The organism is Streptomyces sp. BK239 (assembly GCF_004217285.1).
GTDB lineage: Bacteria > Actinomycetota > Actinomycetes > Streptomycetales > Streptomycetaceae > Streptomyces.
On record NZ_SHKS01000008.1, the window covers coordinates 45032 to 66627 of the forward strand.

A 21596-nucleotide genomic window follows, 5' to 3' on the forward strand; every position below is an offset into this window, starting at 1 on the left:
ACCCCCGATCGGAGTGATCGGGGGTACGGAAGGGTTTCGCGATGGCCGGATCTCGCCCCTGCCGGCGGGCGGAACCGGGACAACCCCCTGAGGGGTCCCGCGGATCAGACCGTGAGCGTCCGCGGCTTGTACGACGGGCGCTTGGCCTCGTAGGCGGCGATGTCGGCCTCGTTGCGCAGGGTGATGGAGATGTCGTCCAGCCCGTTCAGCAGCCGCCAGCGGGAGTTCTCGTCCAGCTCGAAGGAGGCGGTGATGCCCTCGGCGCGCACCTCACGCGCCTCGAGGTCCACGGTGACCTCAGCGGTCGCGTCCTTCTCGGTGAGCTCCCACAGCGCGTCCACCGTTTTCTGCTCCAGGACCACCGTGAGCAGGCCGTTCTTCAGCGAGTTGCCGCGGAAGATGTCGGCGAAGCGGGAGGAGATCACGGCCTTGAAGCCGTAGTTCTGCAGCGCCCACACGGCGTGCTCGCGGGAGGAGCCGGTGCCGAAGTCGGGGCCGGCGACCAGCACGGTCGCGCCCTGCCGCTCGGGGCGGTTGAGGACGAACGACTCGTCCTTGCGCCAGGCCTCGAACAGCCCGTCCTCGAACCCGTCCCTGGTCACCTTCTTGAGCCAGTGGGCGGGGATGATCTGGTCGGTGTCGACGTTGGAGCGGCGCAGCGGGACGGCCCGGCCGGTGTGCGTGGTGAATGCTTCCATGACTGATCAGACTCCAGCGGGCGTGACGGGGGCGTCGTCGGACAGGTCGGCCGGGGAGGCCAGGTGGCCCAGGACCGCGGTGGCCGCGGCGACCTGCGGCGACACCAGGTGCGTACGACCGCCCTTGCCCTGCCGGCCCTCGAAGTTGCGGTTGGAGGTGGACGCGGAGCGCTCACCCGGGGCCAGCTGGTCGGGGTTCATGCCGAGGCACATCGAGCAGCCCGCGTGCCGCCATTCGGCGCCGGCGTCCTTGAAGACGACGTCCAGGCCCTCGGAGACGGCCTGCAGACCCACGCGCGCGGAGCCCGGGACGACCAGCATCCGTACGCCGTCGGCGACTTTACGGCCCCGGACGATGTCGGCGGCGGCCCGCAGGTCCTCGATGCGGCCGTTGGTGCAGGAGCCTACGAAGACGGTGTCCACGCTGATCGAGCGCAGCGGCTGCCCGGCCTCCAACCCCATGTATTCCAGGGCCTTTTCGGCGGCGAAGCGCTCCGAAGCGTCTTCGTACGAAGCGGGGTCGGGGACGTCCGCCGAAAGCGGCGCGCCCTGGCCGGGGTTGGTGCCCCAGGTGACGAACGGCGACAGTTCGGAGGCCTTGATGACGACCTCGGCGTCGAACTCGGCGTCGTCGTCGGTCTTCAGGGTCTTCCAGTACGCGACGGCCGCGTCCCAGTCCTCGCCCTTCGGGGCGTGCGGACGGCCTTCGAGATAGGCGAAGGTCGTCTCGTCGGGGGCGATCATGCCGGCCCGGGCGCCGGCCTCGATCGACATGTTGCAGATGGTCATCCGGGCCTCCATCGAGAGCTTCTCGATGGCGGAGCCGCGGTACTCCAGGACGTAGCCCTGGCCGCCGCCGGTGCCGATGCGGGCGATGATCGCCAGGATCAGGTCCTTGGCGGTGACGCCATCGGGCAGTTCGCCGTCGACCGTGATGGCCATGGTCTTGGGGCGGGTCATCGGCAGCGTCTGGGTGGCCAGCACATGCTCGACCTGCGAGGTGCCGATGCCGAAGGCCAGTCCGCCGAACGCGCCGTGCGTGGAGGTGTGGGAGTCGCCGCAGACGACCGTCATGCCCGGCTGGGTCAGCCCCAGCTGCGGTCCGACGACGTGGACGACGCCCTGCTCGACGTCGCCGAGCGGGTGCAGCCGGACGCCGAACTCGGCGCAGTTCTTGCGCAGGGTCTCCAGCTGGGCGCGGGAGACCGGGTCGGCGATGGGCTTGTCGATGTCGAGGGTCGGGGTGTTGTGGTCCTCGGTCGCGATGGTGAGGTCGAGGCGGCGCACCGGCCGGCCGTTCTGGCGCAGTCCGTCGAAGGCCTGCGGGCTGGTCACCTCGTGCAGCAGGTGCAGATCGATGAAGAGGAGGTCGGGCTCGCCCTCGGCGCGCCGGACGACGTGGTCGTCCCAGACCTTCTCCGCGAGTGTCCTACCCATCGCTTTCCCTCCGGCCGGCGGAAGTCGCCCGGCCCAACTAGATCTTGTGGAGGCGGCGCCCTGTCCCGGTCCCCGGGCGCTCGCCGCCGGGCCCGTTGGTCTGCGGGCCGCTGTAGGTCCAAGGGTTGCGCGTCTCACGGAAAATTGAACTTGCGTTTCACAGAGTGAGACGGGAATATCGTTTCATGGACAACAGTAGCGGCGTCGGCGTTCTGGACAAGGCAGCCCTCGTCCTGAGCGCTCTGGAGTCCGGTCCGGCCACCCTCGCGGGCTTGGTCGCGGCGACCGGACTGGCACGACCCACGGCCCACCGGCTGGCCGTGGCACTGGAACACCACCGCATGGTGGCGCGCGACATGCAGGGCCGGTTCATCCTCGGTCCGCGGCTTGCCGAACTGGCCGCCGCCGCGGGCGAGGACCGCCTGCTCGCGACTGCCGGCCCGGTGCTCACCCACCTGCGCGACGTGACGGGCGAGAGCGCGCAGCTCTACCGCCGCCAGGGCGACATGCGGATCTGCGTGGCCGCGGCGGAGCGCCTGTCCGGCCTTCGGGACACGGTCCCGGTCGGCTCGACGCTCACGATGAAGGCGGGCTCCTCGGCGCAGATCCTGATGGCCTGGGAGGAGCCCGAGCGCCTGCACCGCGGACTGCAGGGCGCCCGGTTCACGGCGACGGCCCTGTCGGGCGTACGGCGGCGGGGCTGGGCCCAGTCGATCGGCGAGCGCGAGCCGGGCGTGGCGTCCGTCTCCGCGCCCGTGCGCGGCCCCTCCAACCGGGTCGTGGCCGCCGTCTCGGTGTCCGGCCCCATCGAGCGTCTGACCCGCCACCCGGGGCGGATGCACGCGCAGGCCGTCATCGACGCGGCGGGCCGCCTCTCGGAGGCGCTGCGCCGCACGGGCTGACCGGAAGCCGAGGACCACGTTCCTCCGGGGCCGGCCTCAACGCCGCGGCGGGCCACGGAGGACGATCACACGACGCGCTCGGGGCGGCGGCGTCAGGCGAACCCCGACCTTGTCCGTCGTACAACGCGAACGGCTCCCCGCCTCAGCTGAGGTGGGGAGCCGCTGTCTTGTACCCCCGACCGGATTCGAACCGGCGCTACCGCCTTGAGAGGGCGGCGTGCTAGGCCGCTACACAACGGGGGCGAGGATCTTGCAGGCGTTCGAACTGCACCGCCGCAGATCCGAGCTGGTCTACCAGGACTCGAACCTAGACTAACTGAACCAGAATCAGTCGTGCTGCCAATTACACCATAGACCAATGTGGTTTAGACCAGTTTGTACCCCCGACCGGATTCGAACCGGCGCTACCGCCTTGAGAGGGCGGCGTGCTAGGCCGCTACACAACGGGGGCCCTAGCGATCCTGCATCGAGGTGAGCGGGAGCTACCCGAACTCTCCCCGCGGGAAGGATCTGTACCCCCGACCGGATTCGAACCGGCGCTACTGCCTTGAGAGGGCAGCGTGCTAGGCCGCTACACAACGGGGGCTTCGTGGAGCAGATCTCCACTGGTGCAGATGAGCTCTGCGAGCTGGCCTACCTGGACTCGAACCAAGACTAACTGAACCAGAATCAGTCGTGCTGCCAATTACACCATAGGCCACTGGAACGCCGATCCCGGAAGGGATCTTGTTCTAGTTCGCTCCCCCGGGTTCCGGCCTTTTCGGCCCGCTCCCCGGCGGCGCAGAAGGAACATTACCCGAAGGTGGACTGCGCTCCAAAACGGGTATCCGCGCCGAGGATCGCCGGGAGTTCGGACAGGCTGGCGATCCGGTGCCGTCCGGAGGGCAGTTCGACGGTGGCCGTGCCGCCGTGGCGGTCGATCCACACGGAGAGCAGGCCGGCGTCGGCGGAGCCCTGGCCGTCGATCTCCGGGTGGTCGCCGACGTACGCCACCTCGTGCGGGGGCAGCCGGAGCGCCTCGCAGGCCGCGAGGAACGCGGCGGCCTGCGGTTTCGCGACGCCGAGTTCGGCCGCGCACAGGATCGCCTCGAAGCGGTCGTGCACGCCGAGGACGCGCAGCTTGCGGTCCTGGACGTGGATGCTGGAGTTGGAGAGCACGGCGTGGCGGTGGCTGGTGGCGAGGGCGTCCAGGACGGGCAGCACGTCGGGGAAGAGCGCCCAGGCCGCCTCGTAGTGATCCATGTAACGCCGGAACCAGACGTCGGCCTCCGCGTCGGTCATCTCCCGGTTCAGGAAGACCCGGACCCGGTCGCGGCGCTGCCCCTCGAAGGTGACCTCGCCCGCCTCGAAACGCCGCCACTGCCGGTCGGTGACCTCCCGCCACCGGACGACGGCGGCCTCGGGGGTGTCGTACGCGGCCAGGAGTCCCTCGACGTCCAGATGCCTGCGCATGCCCTCCCGGTCGGCGCTCGTGTAGTCGAAGAGGGTGTCGTCGACGTCCCAGACAACCGCGCGAATCGTCATGGCCTCGACGGTAGCGCGTGCGTGAGGGGCGGCGCCCGGGCTCTTTCCGGACACCGCCCCTCACGTGGCGCGCGTTACGACGCCAGCCTGGCCAGGGCCGCGTCGATGCGGGTCAGGGTCTTGTCCTTGCCCAGGATCTCCAGGGACTCGAAGAGGGGCAGGCCGACCGTGCGGCCGGTGACGGCGACGCGGACCGGGGCCTGGGCCTTGCCGAGCTTGAGGCCGTGGGCCTCGCCGGCCGCGAGGACGGCCTCCTTGAGGGACTCGGCGGACGTCCAGTCGGCCGACTCCAGCTTCTCGCGGGCGGTGCGCAGCAGGGCGTCGCTGCCCTCCTTCATCGCCTTGGTCCAGCTCGCCTCGTCGAAGACCGGCTCGGGGAGGAAGAGGAAGTCGACGTTGTCGGTGATCTCGGAGAGGACCCTCAGCCGGGTCTGTGCGTGCGGGGCGATCGCGTGCCACTTGCCCTCGTCGAAGTCCTCCGGCGCCCAGGGCGCGAACGGGGCCTTCAGCCACGGGGCGCAGCGCTCGGTGAAGTCCTTCACGTCGAGCAGCCGGATGTGGTCGCCGTTGATCGCCTCGCACTTCTTGAGGTCGAAGCGGGCCGGGTTGGGATTGACGTCCGCGACGTCGAAGGCCGCGACCATCTCGTCGGTGGAGAAGACGTCCTGGTCGGCGGAGAGCGACCAGCCCAGCAGGGAGAGGTAGTTGAGCAGCCCCTCGGGGAGGAAGCCGCGCTCCCGGTAGAGGTTCAGGCTCGCCTGCGGGTCGCGCTTGGAGAGCTTCTTGTTGCCCTCGCCCATGACGTACGGCAGGTGGCCGAAGGCCGGGATGTCCTTGGCGACGCCCAGTTCGATCAGCGCCTTGTAGAGGGCGATCTGTCGGGGGGTGGAGGAGAGCAGGTCCTCGCCGCGCAGGACGTGGGTGATCTCCATCAGGGCGTCGTCGACCGGGTTGACGAGCGTGTAGAGCGGGGCGCCGTTGGCGCGGACGATGCCGTAGTCCGGGACGTTCTCCGGGGTGAAGGTCAGCTCGCCGCGGACCAGGTCGGTGAAGGTGATCGTCTCGTCGGGCATCCGGAAGCGCACGATGGGGGCGCGGCCCTGGGCCTCGTACTCCGCGACCTGCCCGGCGGTCAGCTCGCGGCAGTGGCCGTCGTAACCGGAGGGCTTGCCGGCGGCGCGGGCGGCCTCGCGACGGGTGTCCAGCTCCTCCTGGGAGCAGTAGCAGCGGTAGGCGTGGCCGGCGTCGAGGAGCTTGGCGGCGACGTCCTTGTAGAGCTCCATGCGCTGCGACTGGCGGTACGGCGCGTGCGGGCCGCCGACCTCGGGGCCCTCGTCCCAGTCGAAGCCCAGCCAGCGCATCGAGTCGAGCAGCTGCTCGTAGGACTCCTCGGAGTCGCGGGCGGCGTCGGTGTCCTCGATCCGGAAGACCAGGGTGCCCTGGTGATGCTTGGCGAACGCCCAGTTGAACAGGGCGGTGCGGACCAGGCCCACATGGGGGTTACCGGTGGGCGAGGGACAGAAACGGACGCGTACGGGGGAGCCGGGTGCGCTAGCCACGCTTGACAACCTTGTTGGTGAGAGTGCCGATGCCTTCGATGGTGACGGCGACCTCGTCGCCGACGTTGAGGGGGCCGACCCCTGCCGGGGTGCCCGTGAGGATCACGTCGCCGGGGAGCAGCGTCATGGCCTCGGTGATGTTGACGATCAGATCCTCGATGGGGTGGATCATCTCGCTGGTGCGGCCGAGCTGCCGCTGCCGGCCGTTGACCGTGAGCTGGACGGTGAGGTCGGACGCGGCCTTCAGGTCCAGGTCCGTCTCCACCCACGGGCCGAGCGGGCATGAGCTGTCGAAGCCCTTGGCCCGGGCCCACTGCTTCTCGCGCCGCTGGACGTCACGCGCGGTGACGTCGTTGGCGCAGGTGTAGCCGAGGATGACGTCGGCGACGCGTTCGCGCGGGACCTCGCGGCACATGCGGCCGATGACGACGGCGAGCTCGGCCTCGTGGTGCAGTTCCTCGGAGAACGGCGGGTACTGGATCTGGTCGCCGGGCCCGATGACCGAGGTCGACGGCTTGAAGAAGGCGAACGGGGCGTCGGGGACGTCGTGGCCCAGTTCGCGCGCGTGCTCGGCGTAGTTGCGGCCGAAGGCCACGACCTTGTTGGGCAGCACGGGCGGGAGCAGCCGGACCTTGCTCATCGGCACCCTGGTGCCGGAGAGCTCGTGTTCCGCGAACGGGATGCCCTTGATGATGTTCAGGACGAGCTCGTCCGGCTTGTCGCCTTCGACCGCGCCGAAGGCGACGTTCCCGTCGATGGAGAACCTGGCGATGCGCACGGGTTGGTTGGCCCCTTGCTGAGCTGGCGGGAAGTCTGACGGTCCAGGCTAACGCGGAAGGGCGTCCCCGGCCGGGGACGCCCTTGACATCCGTGGACGGCAGCCTCAGGGGTGCTTGAGCATCCGGCGGCCGGCGTGCGTACTACTCCGCGGAGGCGGCGAGTGCCGCGACGGGTACCTCGTTGAGGATGGTGCGCTTGGGGTTGGCGGTCTGGGCCGGGAGATCGACGGCGTGCTCCCTCTGTTCGAGGAGCCGCAGCTCGTCGGCGTCCTTGAGGTGCGCCAGCGTCGTACGCTGCGGGTTGGCGATCTTGTGGAACATCGCGGTCGTCTTCACTGTTCTACGTAGCCCTGTTCTCTTCGGGCGCCGGGAGGGCCGTCGGCGGACCTCCGCAGGGGCGCGGCTTGTCGGATTTGCCATATCTGTAAAGGCTCAGGCTATGCACGCCATTCCCGGGGAAGGCGTGAAGGTCTCATGATCTGCGTGTGAGTTTGCTCACGAATCCCCGCCCATTTCGGTCAAATCAGGCCCTTCCCCAGGCATGAGGAAACGGACATCGACGTACCGAACCACTCATTCCGCTCCTGATCATGGCGACTGGGACACGTCCCTGATCCCAGACCTTCGCCCACCTTTGTCCGCATTGCGAGAGAACACTTTCTACATGCGGTAATGCACCCCTCACGGACTGTCACTCATGTCACAGCCCGGCCAACAAGCCTTGTTGGAGATCCGGCACTGTGCTGGAATCTCACGGACCGCCGCTGGAACTGGCCGGCGCGCAGGGCGCACAGCAGCGCCGAGCGGCGGTGAGAAGGGGGAGCCAGCGCCGGTCCATCACGACCGTTAGAGGGGCCGCATTCAGGGCACCCCTCAACACGCCGACACCGTCCTTCCGTTCACGCGGGGGGCGCCTGGTCCAGAGGTTGCGACGCTAGTGCAGGGACGTTTCAAGAGGGATGGCAGCGCTTCGGCGGAGCCGGAGCCGCACGGCGGGACTGGCCCCACGGCCGGCAGCTCCTCGCCCCAGCACGCCCAGAACCCGGGCCAGGCTTCCGGCGACGGCGGCCGCTCCGGCACGGCCGCGTCCGCGGCCGCGGCCCCCCAGACTCAGACGGTGAAGCCCACGGCCGCCTCCCCCGGCACCGGCTCCCGTGTCGCTCTGCGCAACTGGCGCATCTCCACCCGACTGGTCGCGCTGCTGACCCTGCCCGTGGTCGCGGCCACGACGCTGGGCACGCTGCGCATCAACCAGTCGATGGACGACATCCAGCAGCTCGACAACATGCGGCTGCTCACCGACATGACCAAGCAGGCCACCGAGCTGGCCAGCCGCCTCCAGGAGGAGCGCGACAAGTCCGCCGGCCCCCTCGCCCACGGCGCGAAGGAGACCGACGCGACGGTCAAGGGCGTCCGGGAGAAGACGGACCAGTCGCTGGCCGCGTTCAGCGACGCCTCCGAGGACATCGACGCCGCCAGCTCGGACGACAACCTCCAGGGCGTCCGCGACAGCCTCGTGGGTCTGCTCGGCGACCTCGGCAACATCGCCAAGGTCCGCAAGGCGGCCTACGCGGAGCAGAAAAACTCCACCCAGACGGTGGAGGCGTACCACCGCCTCATCACCTCGCTGCTCGACCTGTCGCAGGACATGGCGCAGGCCACCAGCAACCCGGAGATGATCCAGCGCACCCGCGCGCTGGCCGCCTTCTCCTCCGCCAAGGAGTACGCCTCCGTCCAGCGGGCCGTCCTGTCGGCCGCCCTGCCGGCGAGCAACACCCAGCTCGGCAAGCTCTCCGAGAACGACCGCCAGTACGGCGACGCCGCGCTCCAGAACCAGGACTCCGAGCTCGCGAGTTTCCGCAGCATCTACGGCGACGACGACGCCGAGACCCTGCTGGAGCCCGTCGAGCAGGGCAGCCCCACCATCGAGGACGCGGACACCTACGCCACCCGGGCCCTCGGCTCGGCCACCGGTCTTCAGTCGCTGAACAAGCGGTCGTACCAGGACTGGTTCGACGCCAGCACGACCAAGATCCAGCAGATGAAGAACATCGAGACCACGCTGCTGGAGCAGATGGAGCAGAAGGCCCGCGAGCTGCGCGCCGAGTCGGAGCAGGAAGCGATCATCTCCGGTGCGCTGATCCTGCTCGTGCTCGGCGTCTCGCTGGTCGGCGCGTTCGTCGTCGCCCGGTCCATGATCCGCTCGCTGCGCCGCCTCCAGGAGACCGCCACCAAGGTCGCCCAGGACCGGCTGCCCGAGCTGGTCAAGCAGCTGTCCGAGTCCGACCCGCAGGACGTCGACACCTCCGTCGAGTCGGTCGGTGTGCACTCCAGGGACGAGATCGGCAAGGTGGCCGCGGCCTTCGACGACGTGCACCGCGAGGCCGTCCGTCTCGCCGCCGAGCAGGCCCTGCTGCGGGGCAACGTCAACGCGATGTTCACCAACCTCTCGCGCCGCTCCCAGGGCCTCATCCAGCGTCAGCTCTCGCTCATCTCCGAACTGGAGTCCCGCGAGGCCGACCCGGACCAGCTGTCCTCGCTGTTCAAGCTCGACCACCTCGCGACCCGTATGCGCCGTAACGGTGAGAACCTCCTCGTCCTCGCGGGTGAGGAGCCCGGCCGGCGCTGGACCCGCCCGGTCCCGCTGGTCGACGTGCTGCGCGCCGCCGCGTCCGAGGTGGAGCAGTACGAGCGCATCGAGCTGGCCTCGGTGCCGACCACCGAGGTCGCCGGCCGGGTCGTCAACGACCTCGTGCACCTCCTCGCCGAGCTGCTCGAGAACGCCACCTCGTTCTCCTCGCCGCAGACCAAGGTCAAGGTCACCGGTCACGCGCTGCCCGACGGCCGGGTGCTGATCGAGATCCACGACACCGGCATCGGCCTCTCCCCCGAGGACCTCGCCGCGATCAACGAGCGGCTCGCCGCGCCGCCCACCGTGGACGTCTCCGTCTCCCGACGCATGGGTCTGTTCGTGGTCGGCCGGCTGTCGCAGCGGCACGGCATCCGCATCCAGCTGCGCCCGTCCGACTCCGGCGGCACGACCGCGCTGGTCATGCTGCCCGTCGACGTCGCCCAGGGCGGCAAGAAGCCGCAGCCCAAGCCCGGCCAGGGCGGGGCCTCCGGCGGTCCCGCCGCCGCGCAGGCCGCCGCCGGCGCCGCTGCCGCCCGCCGTCAGGGCGGTCAGCAGGCCGGCGCGCTCGGCGGCGGCGCCTTCGGCGGCGGCAACAGCGGCCGCCTGCCCGCCGGTCAGGGCCCCCGGGCCGCGCTGCCCGGACGGGACGGCGGCGGCCGTCCGAACAACGCCCCGCGCGGACCTCAGCCCCCCGCCTCGCCTCAGCAGGGCCGCCCGGCCCCGGCGGGCGCCGGCTTCGGCGGTCAGGCCCCGGGCGCCCCGCAGGGCCTCCAGGCGGCCGGTACCGGCGCGCCCTCCCAGGGTCAGGACCTGTTCGGCGGCGGACGTCCGCCGTCCGCGCAGCGCCCCCAGGACAACAACCGGTCCGAGCAGGGCGGCCGCGGCCGTCAGCCGCAGCTGCCGCCGCGCGGCGGCCCGCGCGCCGAACTGCCGGGCGGCAACCAGCCTCCGCGCGGGAACGTCGGGACCAACTGGGCCGACGACGCCGCGTACCCGCCGTCCGCACGCACCCCGCTGGACGCTCCGCGCGGCCACGAGGAGCCGGACGCCGCCCAGACCGCGCAGATGCCGCGCGTCAACGACCGGGGTCCCGGCTCCACCGCCGAGATACCCGCGATCCCCCGCATCGACGAGCGCCAGGGCACGGCCGGCCCCGCCGACTTCATGCGCCCGGCCGGCGGCCAGGGCACGGGCCAGTACCCGGCGGTCAACGGGGGCCAGGGCAACGGCCGCCACCAGGACACGGGTCAGTTCCCGGCTCCCGGCGCGGGCGGCCAGCAGGACGGCTTCGTCCGCTCGGACGTCTTCGGCGCCCCTGGCGGCCAGAACACCCCGGCGGACCAAGGCCAGTTCGCCGCTCCCCAGGCGTACGACAACGGCTCCACCGGCCAGTTCGCCGCGCCGGGCTACGACAGCGCCGCCCCGGGGCAGCCCTCGCTGCCCGCCCGTCAGGACCCCGCGTCCACGGGCCAGTACCAGCGGCCCCAGAACGACACCGCGGGCAACGGCTACGGCTCCCCACAGCAGCAGCCCGCCCCGCAGCGTCACGCCGCCCGCCCCGAGCCGGAGGCGCTGCCGCCGGCCCAGGGTCCCGGCGACGGCCGTACCCCGCTCTACGACACCCTGGAGACCAACTGGTTCCACGGTGCCCAGGGCGAGGACGGCAACGGCACGGCGCCTGCGCCGGCGCCTCAGCGGCAGCAGCCGCAGGCTCCCGCCGCACCCCAGCGTCCCGCGGCCACGGGCGCCACGACCTCCTCGTGGCGCACCTCGCCCAACGACGAACTCGTCCGTCAGGCCGAGCGCGTCCGGCAGCCGGCCGCGGGCGGCGTCACCACCTCCGGCCTGCCGCGCCGGGTGCCCCGGGCGAACCTCGTCCCGGGCACGGCTCAGCAGCAACAGCACCAAAGCGGTCCGCAGGTCTCGCGTGCGCCTGACGACGTACGCGGACGGCTGACCAATCTCCGTCGGGGCATCGCACAGGGTCGTCAGGCCGGCAACGGCTCGACCGGCAGTTTCCCCAGCCCCACTCACCAGCAGGAGCGTTAGTTGAGCCAGATGAGCCAGGCGGCCCAGAATCTGAACTGGTTGATCACCAACTTCGTGGACAACACCCCCGGGGTGTCCCACACCGTCGTCGTGTCCGCCGACGGGCTTCTGCTGGCGATGTCCGAGGGATTCCCGCGCGACCGTGCCGACCAGCTGGCGGCCGTCGCGTCCGGGCTCACGTCGCTGACCGCGGGCGCCTCGAGGATCTTCGAGGGCGGCCGGGTGTCCCAGACGGTCGTCGAGATGGAGCGGGGATTCCTCTTCCTCATGTCCGTCTCGGACGGCTCGTCCCTCGCCGTGCTCGCACACCCGGAGTGCGACATCGGCCTCGTCGGCTACGAGATGGCGCTCCTCGTCGACCGCGCGGGCGCGGTCCTGACGCCCGACCTGCGCGCCGAACTCCAAGGCAGTCTGCTCCACTGACCGTCCCCGGTACCACCCCCCTCACGAAATCACCGTCCGGCCGACACCATCCCCCCACCGGCCTCGACGGACGGCACGACTGACCGAGACATGCTGTCCCGCCCGGAGGATTCATGACCCCGCCCACCGCCTCTCATGACCCGTACGCGGAGCCGTACGGGGATGAGGGCGACCAGCCGCTGGTGCGTCCTTACGCGATGACCGGCGGCCGGACCCGGCCGCGCTATCAGCTCGCCATCGAGGCGCTGATCACCACCACGGCCGACCCGGCAGCGCTCATGGGGCTGCTCCCCGAGCACCAGCGCATCTGCCACCTCACCCGTGAGGTGAAGTCGGTCGCGGAGGTCTCGGCGCTCCTGGCCATGCCGCTGGGCGTGGCGCGGATCCTCGTCGCGGACCTCGCCGAAGCCGGTCTGGTGGCCATCCACCAGCCGGGCGGCGATGAGAACAACGGCGGCGCACCTGACGTGACGCTGCTCGAAAGGGTGCTCAGTGGACTTCGCAAGCTCTGACGGGGGCCGGGCCACCACCTCCGCGAAGATCGTGGTGGCGGGCGGCTTCGGCGTGGGCAAGACCACGTTCGTGGGCGCCGTCTCCGAGATCAACCCGCTGCGCACGGAAGCCGTGATGACGTCCGCGAGCGCGGGCATCGACGACCTCACCCACACCGGGGACAAGACCACCACCACGGTGGCCATGGACTTCGGCCGCATCACGCTCGACCAGGACCTGATCCTCTACCTGTTCGGCACTCCGGGCCAGGACCGGTTCTGGTTCATGTGGGACGACCTGGTGCGCGGCGCGATCGGCGCGGTGGTGCTGGTGGACACGCGCCGGCTGGCGGACTGCTTCCCGGCGGTGGACTACTTCGAGAACAGCGGCCTGCCGTTCGTCGTCGCCCTCAACGGCTTCGACGGGCAACAGCCGTACCAGCCGGAGGAGGTGCGCGAGGCGCTGCAGATCGGACCGGACACCCCGATCATCACCACCGACGCACGGCACCGGTCGGACGCCAAGAGCGCTCTGATCACCCTGGTGGAACACGCGTTGATGGCGCGTCTGCGCTAGCACTCCCGGCGCTGCCCTACGGCAGCCGTCGTAGGCGGATCGGAGCCGGCTGTGGCCTTTGACACGGCCGGCTCCGGTGTTCATAACGTTTCGGCAGAGGAATCGGGTGGTACGGCCACGCTTCGCGGTCGTCCGGTCTCACTGCGCTCCCGCGAGCCCCGTCATTTGGCGGGGCTCGCGCTGTTTGACCGTTTTATCTAGGGCTTACATCACAAGTATTCGTCCCCTACCGGTGTTTGGAGGAGCGCAGGCCGACGTGCTGGAATGCCTGAACTGCCCAATAGTCAATGACGTACTCATGGTCGATGGCTGACCGGGCTCTGAGACACTGCGGCACGACGAAGGTGCCGACCGCCGAGAGGTTGTTGGTCGAGTGAGGCGAAGCAAGAAAAGTCCCGAGCCGGCGGCGCGGGGCAACTTCACCCCGCCGCCGCGCGGAGCGGCGACCGCCCCTGTGCCCGGCTCGGAGCCGACGGCCGCACCCGCCAAGAGCGGTGGTCGTCTCTCCCCGCGCAACTGGCGAGTGCCGACCCGGCTGAACGCCATCCTGCTCATACCCGTGCTGGTCGGCCTGGTCATGGGCGGCTTCCAGGTGAAGACGTCGATCGACACCTGGCAGGAGGCGCTGGACGCGGAGAAGACCGCGAAGATCGTGGCCGCCTCGGGTGAGTACGCCGAGGCCCTCCTCAACGAGCGGGACGTGTCCGCCGAGCCGCTCCTGCAGAACAAGAAGGACAGCGAGGTCGTCAAGAACGCCCGCGCCGTCACCGACGAGAAGGCCAAGGCCTTCCACGCCGAAGTCGTCGGCATGCCGGACAAGCCGGGCCTCAAGCGCAGGCTGAACCTTGTCGAGGAAGCCGAACCGAAGCTCGCCCAGGTGCGCGCCGCCGCTTACACCGCGAAGTCCGACCCGGTGCAGACCGAAGAGGGTTACGTCGCCGTCGAGCACCTGCTGATGGAGTTCTCCAACGAACTCGGTCTGGGCACCGGCAACATCACCGCTTACGGCCGCACGGTCTACGCCATCGCCCTGGCCAAGGGCGCCGAGTCGCTCCAGCGCTCGATCGGCATGCACCTGCTGGTGCGGCCGAGCCCCGAGGAGAAGACCTTCACCCGGCAGGTCACCGCGTTCACCTCGTACGCGTACCTGGAGCAGATCGCGCTCCAGGAGTACGTGTCCGGCGGCACCACGGCGGACGCCGCCCGACTGCAGCAGGTCCTGCAGCAGAAGCAGGCCGAGGGCCAGCAGCTGGCGGCCGACGCCAAGGCCAAGGCGGAGGCCGCGGGGCAGAACTACGTCCCCGCGCCCCCCATGCTGAAGATGATCGAGGCCATCGGCAGTGGCCAGAAGCCCTCCGACCTCGCCGACAAGGGCATCACCGCCCAGGCGTGGATGGGGGCCGCCACGCTGAAGTTCCAGGCCTACAGCCAGGTCGAGAAGGAACTCATCGACCGCGCGGTGAGCGACGCCGGCAACATCGCCTCCGACGCCCGCCGTGACGCCATCGTCAACGGCAGCATCGTCATCGTCGCCCTTCTCGCCGCCTTCATCATCGCCAGTCTCATGGCGCGGCAGATGAGCCAGTCCATGCGCCAGCTGCGCAACGCCGCCTTCGGGGTCGCCGAGCAGCGGCTGCCGATGCTGGTCGACCAGCTCTCCCGCACCGACCCCGGGCGCGTCGACACCCGGGTCGCCCCGATCCCGATCACCACCACCGACGAGATCGGCGAAGTCGCCCGCGCCTTCGACCAGGTCCACCGCGAGGCCGTCCGGCTCGCCGCCGAACAGGCCCTGCTGCGGGGCAACATCAACGCGATCTTCACCAACCTCTCGCGCCGCAACCAGTCCCTGATCGAGGGCCAGCTGACCCTGATCACCGACCTGGAGAACAACGAGGCCGACCCGGACCAGCTGGAGAACCTCTTCCGCCTGGACCACCTGGCGACCCGTATGCGGCGCAACGGCGAGAACCTCCTCGTCCTCGCCGGCGAGGAGCCCGGCCGCCGCTGGGACCAGCCGGTCCCGCTGGTCGACGTGCTGCGCGCCGCCTCCTCCGAGGTGGAGCAGTACGAGCGCATCGAGCTGTCCGGTGTCCCGGAGGCCGAGATCCACGGCCGTGCCGTGACCGACCTCGTGCACCTGCTCGCCGAGCTCCTGGAGAACGCGACGACGTTCTCCTCCCCGCAGACCAAGGTCCGCGTCACCGCGACCCGTCTGCCCGACGGCCGGGTGATGATCGAGATCCACGACAAGGGAATCGGCCTGACCGCCGAGGACTTCGCGGACATCAACCACAAGCTGGCCAACCCGCCGACCGTCGACGCCGCGATCTCCCAGCGCATGGGCCTGTTCGTGGTCGGCCGGCTGTCCGACCGGCACGGCATCCGGGTCCAGCTGCGCCCCTCGGGCGAGCAGGCCGGTACCACCTCGCTGGTCATGCTGCCGGACGCGATCACTCACGGCGGCGGCGGCGAGCAGCCCGCCGAACGCGACGAGTTCACCGTCTCGCAGATCATCCCGGAGCAGAACTTCGGCGCCGAGGACTTCAGCAACGGCGTGCCGATGCGCACCGCGGCCGAACTCGGCTTCGACGACAACGCCTACCCCTCGGTCCCCGACGACCTGCGTGACCTGGACCCCGTGGGCCGTTCCCTGATGCGCGAGGAGCGCCGGGCGGCCCTGGAGTCCCAGCCGCACGAAGAGCAGCAGCAGCCGCAGTCTCAGCAGCAGCAGCGCGCCCCCGAGTCGCCCGCCTACGGCGAGAACTTCGGCCAGCAGCAGCAGTCCTACGAAGCCCCGCAGAACGGCTTCGCCGGTGCGCAGGGCGGCTACGACGCCGGCGCCAACGGAGCCACGGGGTACGCTGAGCAGCCCTCGGCCTACGACCAGCAGACGCCGTACGGCGAGCAGCAGCGCCAGGCGTACGAGGACCCGTACCTCACGTCGAACGGTCAGGCGCCCCAGGGCGACGCCTTCTCTGCGGGCGACGGCTTCTCGACGGGCGGCGGTGCGCCGCACAACGGCGGCTACGCGCAGAACGGCGGCTACCCGGACCCCGCGTACGCGGAGCCGGCGCAGGACGAGCGTTCCGCGGGCCGTGCCGACGCCGCCGACGGCTTCGGGTCCTACGAGCAGCAGTCCTACCAGGACGACTGGCCGCAGCAGAGCGGTTATCGCAACGGCTACCCGGACCAGTACGCTCCGGAAGCGGAATCCGCGCAGGCCGCTGACGCGGGTGAGCAGGACCGCGTAGGCTTCGACCGTCCGGGTCCGGCCGCCTCCTCCGCCCACACGATGACCGACTCCGGGCTGCCCCGCCGCGGATCCATCGCGGCGGCGAGCGGTTCGAACGGCTCTCGCCCCGTGAACCAGGAAGCGCCGGCCACCACTTCGGAGGGCGACGGTGGGGGCGACGACAGTTGGCGTTCGGCGAACGACGCGCGCTGGCAGCAGGCCGCCTCGCTCCGCAAGCCCAAGGCGGGCGGGGTCACCTCCTCCGGTCTGCCGCGACGCGTGCCCAAGGCCAATCTGGTCGAGGGCACCGCCGAGAGCACCCCCCAGGGAGGCCCCCAGGTCTCCCGCGCCCCGGAGGACGTCCGAGGCAGGCTGAGCAACCTGCGTCGCGGCGTCCAGCGCGGGCGCAACGCAGGCAGTGAAACGAACGGCCAGGGCCTCGGTCCTGACAGCACCTACAACCAGGAGCGTTAGTGTGAGCCCGATGAGCCAGGCGGCACAGAACCTGAACTGGTTGATCACCAACTTCGTGGACAACACCCCGGGGGTGTCCCACACGGTGGTGGTCTCCGCCGACGGACTCCTTCTGGCGATGTCCGAAGGCTTCCCCCGCGACCGCGCCGACCAGCTCGCGGCCGTCGCCTCCGGTCTGACGTCTCTGACGGCAGGCGCCTCCCGCATCTTCGAGGGAGGCAGTGTGAACCAGACGGTTGTGGAGATGGAGCGGGGATTCCTCTTCATCATGTCCATCTCCGACGGTTCCTCGCTCGCGGTACTCGCGCACCCGGAGGCGGACATCGGCCTCATCGGGTACGAGATGGCCCTCCTGGTGGACCGTGCCGGTACGGTTCTGACGCCCGACCTTCGTGCGGAGCTCCAAGGAAGCCTTCTCAACTAACAGACAGACGGTGCGTTTTGGCGTCCCGAGGCCGTAGGGTTTCGGGACGCGGCTTCCACATGAACGGGTGCCAGGCACAGTCGGAGGAGGAGAGAAAGTGGCAACACCCCCAGGCGGTTCACATTCGGGCAACTGGTCGTACGGCCCTGCCCAGGGTCAAGGCGACGGTTCCCAGAACCCGAACCGTTACAACTTCCCCTCCGCCCCGAGCCAGCAGCGGCCGTACACGCCCCAGGGTCCGCAGGGTCCCGGGCCGTCCCCGTACGACCAGCCGCACTCGCCGCGCATCCAGCCCGTGCAGCCGCAGCGCCGTCCCGAGCCGGCGCCCGCCGGGGCGTCGAACAACCCCCTGGTGCGTCCGTACGCCATGACCGGCGGCCGGACGCGCCCGCGCTACCAGCTCGCCATCGAGGCGCTGGTGCACACCACTGCGCAGCCGCACCAGATGCAGGGCCAGCTGCCCGAGCATCAGCGGATCTGCAATCTGTGCCGTGAGATCAAGTCGGTGGCCGAGATCTCGGCCCTCCTGACCATCCCTCTCGGCGTGGCCAGGATCCTCGTCGCCGACTTGGCGGAGGCGGGACTGGTCGCCATCCATCAGCCCGGCGGCGACGAGAACGCCGGCGGCCAGCCAGACGTGACACTGCTCGAAAGGGTGCTCAGTGGACTTCGCAAGCTCTAGCGGCGGTCCTTCCCGCTCCACCACCTCAGCGAAGATCGTGGTGGCGGGTGGCTTCGGCGTGGGCAAGACCACGTTCGTCGGGGCCGTCTCGGAGATCAACCCGCTGCGTACCGAGGCCGTCATGACGTCTGCTTCGGCAGGCATCGACGACCTCACCCACACCGGAGACAAGACCACCACCACGGTGGCGATGGACTTCGGCCGTATCACCCTGGACCAGGACCTGATCCTGTACCTCTTCGGTACGCCCGGCCAGGACCGCTTCTGGTTCATGTGGGACGACCTGGTACGCGGCGCCATCGGCGCGATCGTGCTCGTGGACACCCGCCGTCTCGCCGACTGCTTCCCCGCGGTCGACTACTTCGAGAACTCGGGTCTGCCGTTCGTGATCGCCCTCAACGGCTTCGACGGCAATCAGCCGTACAACCCGGACGAGGTGCGCGAGGCGCTGCAGATCGGCCCGGACACCCCGATCATCACGACGGACGCGCGGCACCGCGCCGACGCCAAGTCGGCGCTGATCACTCTCGTGGAGCACGCCCTTATGGCTCGCTTGCGTTAGTGGGCGTGCGGCCACCGGGCTGCCTGTGACGGTTGTGCGCCGTCCGCGGGCAGCCCGTGGTCGGTCGCGCAGTTCCCCGCGCCCCCTGGGCACGACGAGAAGGGCCCCTCGAAAGAGGGGCCCTTCTCGTCGTTGCCGAAAGGCTCAGCGCCAGCTGTGGGGGGCGCGGAAGCCGTTCTCGCGCTCCAGGCGGCGCCAGCCGGCCCTGGGGCGGCCGCGGTGGGTCGGGGTGGGCTCGGAGGTCCGGGCGGCGGCGCGGGCCAGGAGGATCGCCGTGATGGCGGCGACTTCCTCGGGCTCGGCGTGGCCCTTCTCGACGCGGATGTCAGGCGGGTTCATGAAAGTGAGTCTCCGTGGAAGAGGTTTCCGCTGTGGTGTCGCGGAGCGTCCGCTGGGTTACTGCGGGGGGTTGCCGTGCTTGCGCGAGGGCAGGTCGGCGTGCTTGGACTGGAGCATCGCCAGCGACCTGATGAGCACCTCGCGGGTCTCGGCGGGGTCGATGACGTCGTCGACGAGGCCGCGCTCGGCCGCGTAGTACGGGTGCATCAGCTCGGACTTGTACTCCTTGACCATGCGGGCCCGCATGGCCTCGGGGTCCTCGGCGTCGGCGATCTGACGTCGGAAGATGACGCCCGCGGCGCCCTCGGCGCCCATGACGGCGATCTCGTTGGTGGGCCAGGCGAAGGTCAGGTCAGCGCCGATGGACTGGCTGTCCATGACGATGTAGGCGCCTCCGTACGCCTTGCGCAGGATCAGGGAGATCCGGGGCACGGTCGCGTTGCAGTAGGCGTAGAGGAGCTTCGCGCCGTGGCGGATGATTCCACCGTGCTCCTGGTCGACGCCGGGGAGGAAGCCGGGTACGTCCAGAAGGGTGACGATCGGGATGTTGAAGGCGTCGCACATCTGCACGAACCGGGCGGCCTTCTCGCTGGCCTCGATGTCGAGGACGCCGGCGAGGGCCTGCGGCTGGTTGGCGACGATGCCGACGACCTGGCCGTCGAGGCGGGCCAGCGCGCAGATGATGTTGCGCGCCCAGCGCTCGTGGACCTCCAGGTACTCGCCGTCGTCGACGAGCTCCTCGATGACCTTGGCCATGTCGTACGGGCGGTTGCCGTCCGCCGGGACCAGGTCGAGCAGGGCCTCGCCGCGCCGCTCGGCGGGGTCGGAGCACTCGACGCGGGGCGGGTTCTCGCGGTTGTTCTGCGGGAGGAGCGAGAGGAGGTAGCGGACCTCCGCGATGCAGGTCTCCTCGTCGTCGTACGCGAAGTGGCAGACGCCGGAGGTCTCCGCGTGGACGTCGGCGCCGCCGAGGCCGTTCTGCGTGATCTCCTCGCCGGTGACCGCCTTGACGACGTCCGGACCGGTGATGAACATCTGCGAGGTGTCGCGGACCATGAACACGAAGTCGGTGAGGGCGGGGCTGTAGGCCGCGCCGCCCGCGCACGGGCCGAGCATCACGCTGATCTGCGGGATGACGCCGGAGGCCTTGGTGTTGCGCTGGAAGATGCCGCCGTAGCCGGCGAGCGCGGAGACGCCCTCCTGGATACGGGCGCCGGCGCCGTCGTTGAGGGAGACCAGGGGCGCGCCGGCCGCGATGGCCATGTCCATGATCTTGTGGATCTTCGTGGCGTGGGCCTCGCCCAGCGCGCCGCCGAAGATGCGGAAGTCATGGGCGTAGACGAAGACCGTGCGGCCCTCGACCGTGCCCCAGCCGGTGACGACGCCGTCGGTGTACGGCTTCTTCGCCTCCAGACCGAATCCGGTCGCCCGGTGCCGGCGCAGCTGCTCGACCTCCTGGAAGGAGCCCGGGTCCAGGAGCAGCTCGATGCGCTCCCGGGCGGTCAGCTTGCCCTTGGCGTGCTGCGCCGCCGTCGCCTTCTCGCCCGGCCCGGCCAGGGCCTGCGCACGGATCTCGTGCAGCTCGGCGACGCGCCCGCGCGCGTCCGTGGGCTCGGCGGTCGGCTCACCCGTCGTCTCTTCCAAAACGGTCATGTAGCGACCTTACGAAGAGCACCAAGGAAAGGGAGACGTCGACTCCGTACAGTCTCCGACCCGTTTTCCTGGTGCCACTGAACAGAACCAGGGCGGCTTGCAGGCGTTCGGACTGCTCAGAGGGCCGGGCGGTTGTAGAAGTCGCACAAAGCCGGACCGTGAGACGCCCTTCACACCGACCGGCGCGTCGGCTGACCCGTCGGAGTGACGCGCCATGAGTGCGCGCCGGGCGGGAGCCCTTGGGCGGGGAGTGTACGTGGCCGGATCGCCTCCCTTGTGCGGTGGGCGCGGGGTTCTCATACTCCAGCCAACAGGCTTGACCTGCCCATGCCAACCCCCCACATGGAAGGCATCACGGTGAAGAGAATCCTCACGGCGCTCAAGAGATGCGCCACGATCGGCGCCGCCGCCCTCGCGATCGTCAGCCTCCAGCCCGTCTCGGCCGCACAGGCCGCCCCCTCCCCCGTCGTCGGCGGCACCCGCGCCGCCCAGGGGGAGTTCCCGTTCATGGTCCGGCTCTCCATGGGCTGCGGCGGCGCGCTCTACACCCAGCAGATCGTGCTCACTGCGGCCCACTGCGTGGGCGCGACCGGCGCCAACACGGGCATCACCGCCACCGCGGGCGTCGTGGACCTCCAGTCCACCTCGGGCCGCGTCCAGGTGCGCTCCACGTACGTGTACCGCGCCCCCGGCTACAACGGCGACGGCAAGGACTGGGCGCTCGTCAAGCTCGCCCAACCGATCAACCTGCCGACGCTGAAGATCGCGTCGAGCGCGCAGTACAACACCGGCACCTTCACCATCGCCGGCTGGGGCGCGGCCCGTGAGGGCGGGGCCCAGCAGCGCTACCTGCTCAAGTCGACCGTGCCGTTCGTGAGCGACGCGACCTGTCGCTCGTACAGCGGCTACAGCGGTCTGATCGCCAACGAGGAGATCTGCGCCGGCTACGCGGCCGGCGGCGTCGACACCTGCCAGGGCGACTCCGGCGGTCCCATGTTCCGCCGCGACGCCGACAACGCCTGGATCCAGGTCGGCATCGTCAGCTGGGGCATCGGCTGCGCCCGGGCCAACGCGCCCGGCGTCTACACCGAGGTCTCCACCTTCGCCTCGGCGATCGCGTCGGCGGCCGCCTCCCTCTGACGGGGCGTGCGACATC

At 70.3% G+C, this 21596-nt stretch carries 18 protein-coding genes and 5 tRNA genes; 10 read left to right on the forward strand and 13 right to left on the reverse strand.

The genetic code is table 11. The features are described from left to right. Nucleotides 1-104 precede the first annotated feature (104 nt). A complete protein-coding gene (gene leuD / locus EV567_RS23120) occupies nucleotides 105-698 on the reverse strand; it encodes a 3-isopropylmalate dehydratase small subunit (protein WP_130443198.1) in 594 nt (197 codons plus the stop codon). Nucleotides 699-704: 6 nt separating this feature from the next. Beyond that, nucleotides 705-2135 carry a 3-isopropylmalate dehydratase large subunit gene (gene leuC, locus EV567_RS23125; protein ID WP_130443200.1) on the reverse strand — a complete coding sequence of 477 codons (1431 nt, stop codon included), beginning with the start codon at nucleotides 2133-2135 and terminating at the stop codon, nucleotides 705-707. 185 nt (nucleotides 2136-2320) lie between these two features. Here leuC and ndgR point away from each other — a divergent pair, with 185 nt between their 5' ends. After that, nucleotides 2321-3037, forward strand: a complete 717-nt coding sequence (ndgR, locus tag EV567_RS23130; RefSeq protein ID WP_010984119.1) for an IclR family transcriptional regulator NdgR — start codon at nucleotides 2321-2323, stop codon at nucleotides 3035-3037. 170 nt (nucleotides 3038-3207) lie between these two features. Here the strand turns inward: ndgR and EV567_RS23135 are convergent. The 9 genes from EV567_RS23135 to EV567_RS23175 form a co-directional block, all read right to left on the reverse strand. Next, nucleotides 3208-3280 (reverse strand) — tRNA-Glu (locus EV567_RS23135). Nucleotides 3281-3323: 43 nt separating this feature from the next. Next, nucleotides 3324-3395: transfer RNA gene (locus tag EV567_RS23140), tRNA-Gln, on the reverse strand. A 20-nt stretch (nucleotides 3396-3415) separates the two neighbouring features. Next, nucleotides 3416-3488: transfer RNA gene (locus tag EV567_RS23145), tRNA-Glu, on the reverse strand. A gap of 62 nt (nucleotides 3489-3550) precedes the next feature. After that, nucleotides 3551-3623, reverse strand: a tRNA-Glu gene (locus tag EV567_RS23150). A gap of 42 nt (nucleotides 3624-3665) precedes the next feature. After that, nucleotides 3666-3737 (reverse strand) — tRNA-Gln (locus EV567_RS23155). 92 nt (nucleotides 3738-3829) lie between these two features. Further along, complete coding sequence (locus EV567_RS23160; RefSeq protein WP_130443202.1) at nucleotides 3830-4561, reverse strand: HAD family hydrolase; 732 nt, start codon at nucleotides 4559-4561, stop codon at nucleotides 3830-3832. A 74-nt stretch (nucleotides 4562-4635) separates the two neighbouring features. Beyond that, on the reverse strand, nucleotides 4636-6120 hold the full coding sequence (gltX, locus tag EV567_RS23165) for a glutamate--tRNA ligase (protein WP_130443204.1): 1485 nt from the start codon (nucleotides 6118-6120) through the stop codon (nucleotides 4636-4638). Further along, nucleotides 6113-6898, reverse strand: coding sequence for a fumarylacetoacetate hydrolase family protein (locus EV567_RS23170; protein WP_130443206.1), 786 nt, complete (start codon nucleotides 6896-6898; stop codon nucleotides 6113-6115). The genes gltX and EV567_RS23170 overlap by 8 nt, the downstream gene beginning before the upstream one ends. A 142-nt stretch (nucleotides 6899-7040) precedes the next feature. After that, nucleotides 7041-7235 (reverse strand): hypothetical protein, encoded by a 195-nt coding sequence (locus tag EV567_RS23175; RefSeq protein WP_165430469.1) that lies wholly within the window; start codon nucleotides 7233-7235, stop codon nucleotides 7041-7043. Nucleotides 7236-7836: 601 nt separating this feature from the next. Here EV567_RS23175 and EV567_RS23180 point away from each other — a divergent pair. The 8 genes from EV567_RS23180 to EV567_RS23215 all read left to right on the forward strand — a co-directional run bounded on the left by EV567_RS23180 (nucleotide 7837) and on the right by EV567_RS23215 (nucleotide 18448). Next, entirely contained in the window at nucleotides 7837-11580 is a 3744-nt protein-coding gene (locus EV567_RS23180) for a nitrate- and nitrite sensing domain-containing protein (protein WP_130443208.1), read from the forward strand. Between the two features lie 9 nt (nucleotides 11581-11589). Further along, nucleotides 11590-12003, forward strand: coding sequence for a roadblock/LC7 domain-containing protein (locus EV567_RS23185; RefSeq protein WP_130443512.1), 414 nt, complete (start codon nucleotides 11590-11592; stop codon nucleotides 12001-12003). 113 nt (nucleotides 12004-12116) lie between these two features. Continuing rightward, nucleotides 12117-12515 (forward strand): DUF742 domain-containing protein, encoded by a 399-nt coding sequence (locus EV567_RS23190; RefSeq protein WP_130443210.1) that lies wholly within the window; start codon nucleotides 12117-12119, stop codon nucleotides 12513-12515. Further along, entirely contained in the window at nucleotides 12496-13071 is a 576-nt protein-coding gene (locus EV567_RS23195; RefSeq protein WP_030793795.1) for an ATP/GTP-binding protein, read from the forward strand. The genes EV567_RS23190 and EV567_RS23195 overlap by 20 nt, the downstream gene beginning before the upstream one ends. Nucleotides 13072-13444: 373 nt before the next feature. Then, on the forward strand, nucleotides 13445-16780 hold the full coding sequence (locus EV567_RS23200) for a nitrate- and nitrite sensing domain-containing protein (RefSeq protein ID WP_130443212.1): 3336 nt from the start codon (nucleotides 13445-13447) through the stop codon (nucleotides 16778-16780). A 10-nt stretch (nucleotides 16781-16790) separates the two neighbouring features. Then, a complete protein-coding gene (locus EV567_RS23205; protein ID WP_004983065.1) occupies nucleotides 16791-17204 on the forward strand; it encodes a roadblock/LC7 domain-containing protein in 414 nt (137 codons plus the stop codon). 97 nt (nucleotides 17205-17301) lie between these two features. Continuing rightward, a complete protein-coding gene (locus EV567_RS23210; protein WP_130443214.1) occupies nucleotides 17302-17886 on the forward strand; it encodes a DUF742 domain-containing protein in 585 nt (194 codons plus the stop codon). Next, entirely contained in the window at nucleotides 17867-18448 is a 582-nt protein-coding gene (locus tag EV567_RS23215; protein ID WP_026248371.1) for an ATP/GTP-binding protein, read from the forward strand. The genes EV567_RS23210 and EV567_RS23215 overlap by 20 nt, the downstream gene beginning before the upstream one ends. A 144-nt stretch (nucleotides 18449-18592) precedes the next feature. On the opposite strand, the gene EV567_RS23220 is transcribed toward EV567_RS23215, so the two are convergent. Both EV567_RS23220 and EV567_RS23225 read right to left on the reverse strand, forming a co-directional pair. Further along, a complete protein-coding gene (locus EV567_RS23220; protein ID WP_130443216.1) occupies nucleotides 18593-18787 on the reverse strand; it encodes an acyl-CoA carboxylase subunit epsilon in 195 nt (64 codons plus the stop codon). Nucleotides 18788-18844: 57 nt separating this feature from the next. Then, nucleotides 18845-20440 carry an acyl-CoA carboxylase subunit beta gene (locus tag EV567_RS23225; protein ID WP_130443218.1) on the reverse strand — a complete coding sequence of 532 codons (1596 nt, stop codon included), beginning with the start codon at nucleotides 20438-20440 and terminating at the stop codon, nucleotides 18845-18847. A 357-nt stretch (nucleotides 20441-20797) separates the two neighbouring features. Here EV567_RS23225 and EV567_RS23230 point away from each other — a divergent pair, with 357 nt between their 5' ends. After that, nucleotides 20798-21580, forward strand: a complete 783-nt coding sequence (locus tag EV567_RS23230; RefSeq protein ID WP_130443220.1) for a trypsin-like serine protease — start codon at nucleotides 20798-20800, stop codon at nucleotides 21578-21580. The last annotated feature ends 16 nt before the right edge of the window (nucleotides 21581-21596 follow it).

Coding starts and splice junctions, on each gene's coding strand:
- ndgR (WP_010984119.1), top strand. CDS start 2,321: ATGGACAACAGTAGCGGCGTCGGCGTTCTGGACAAGGCAGCCCTCGTC.
- EV567_RS23225 (WP_130443218.1), bottom strand. CDS start 20,440: ATGACCGTTTTGGAAGAGACGACGGGTGAGCCGACCGCCGAGCCCACG.
- EV567_RS23205 (WP_004983065.1), top strand. CDS start 16,791: ATGAGCCAGGCGGCACAGAACCTGAACTGGTTGATCACCAACTTCGTG.
- leuD (WP_130443198.1), bottom strand. CDS start 698: ATGGAAGCATTCACCACGCACACCGGCCGGGCCGTCCCGCTGCGCCGC.
- EV567_RS23185 (WP_130443512.1), top strand. CDS start 11,590: ATGAGCCAGGCGGCCCAGAATCTGAACTGGTTGATCACCAACTTCGTG.
- EV567_RS23220 (WP_130443216.1), bottom strand. CDS start 18,787: ATGAACCCGCCTGACATCCGCGTCGAGAAGGGCCACGCCGAGCCCGAG.
- EV567_RS23190 (WP_130443210.1), top strand. CDS start 12,117: ATGACCCCGCCCACCGCCTCTCATGACCCGTACGCGGAGCCGTACGGG.
- leuC (WP_130443200.1), bottom strand. CDS start 2,135: ATGGGTAGGACACTCGCGGAGAAGGTCTGGGACGACCACGTCGTCCGG.
- EV567_RS23160 (WP_130443202.1), bottom strand. CDS start 4,561: ATGACGATTCGCGCGGTTGTCTGGGACGTCGACGACACCCTCTTCGAC.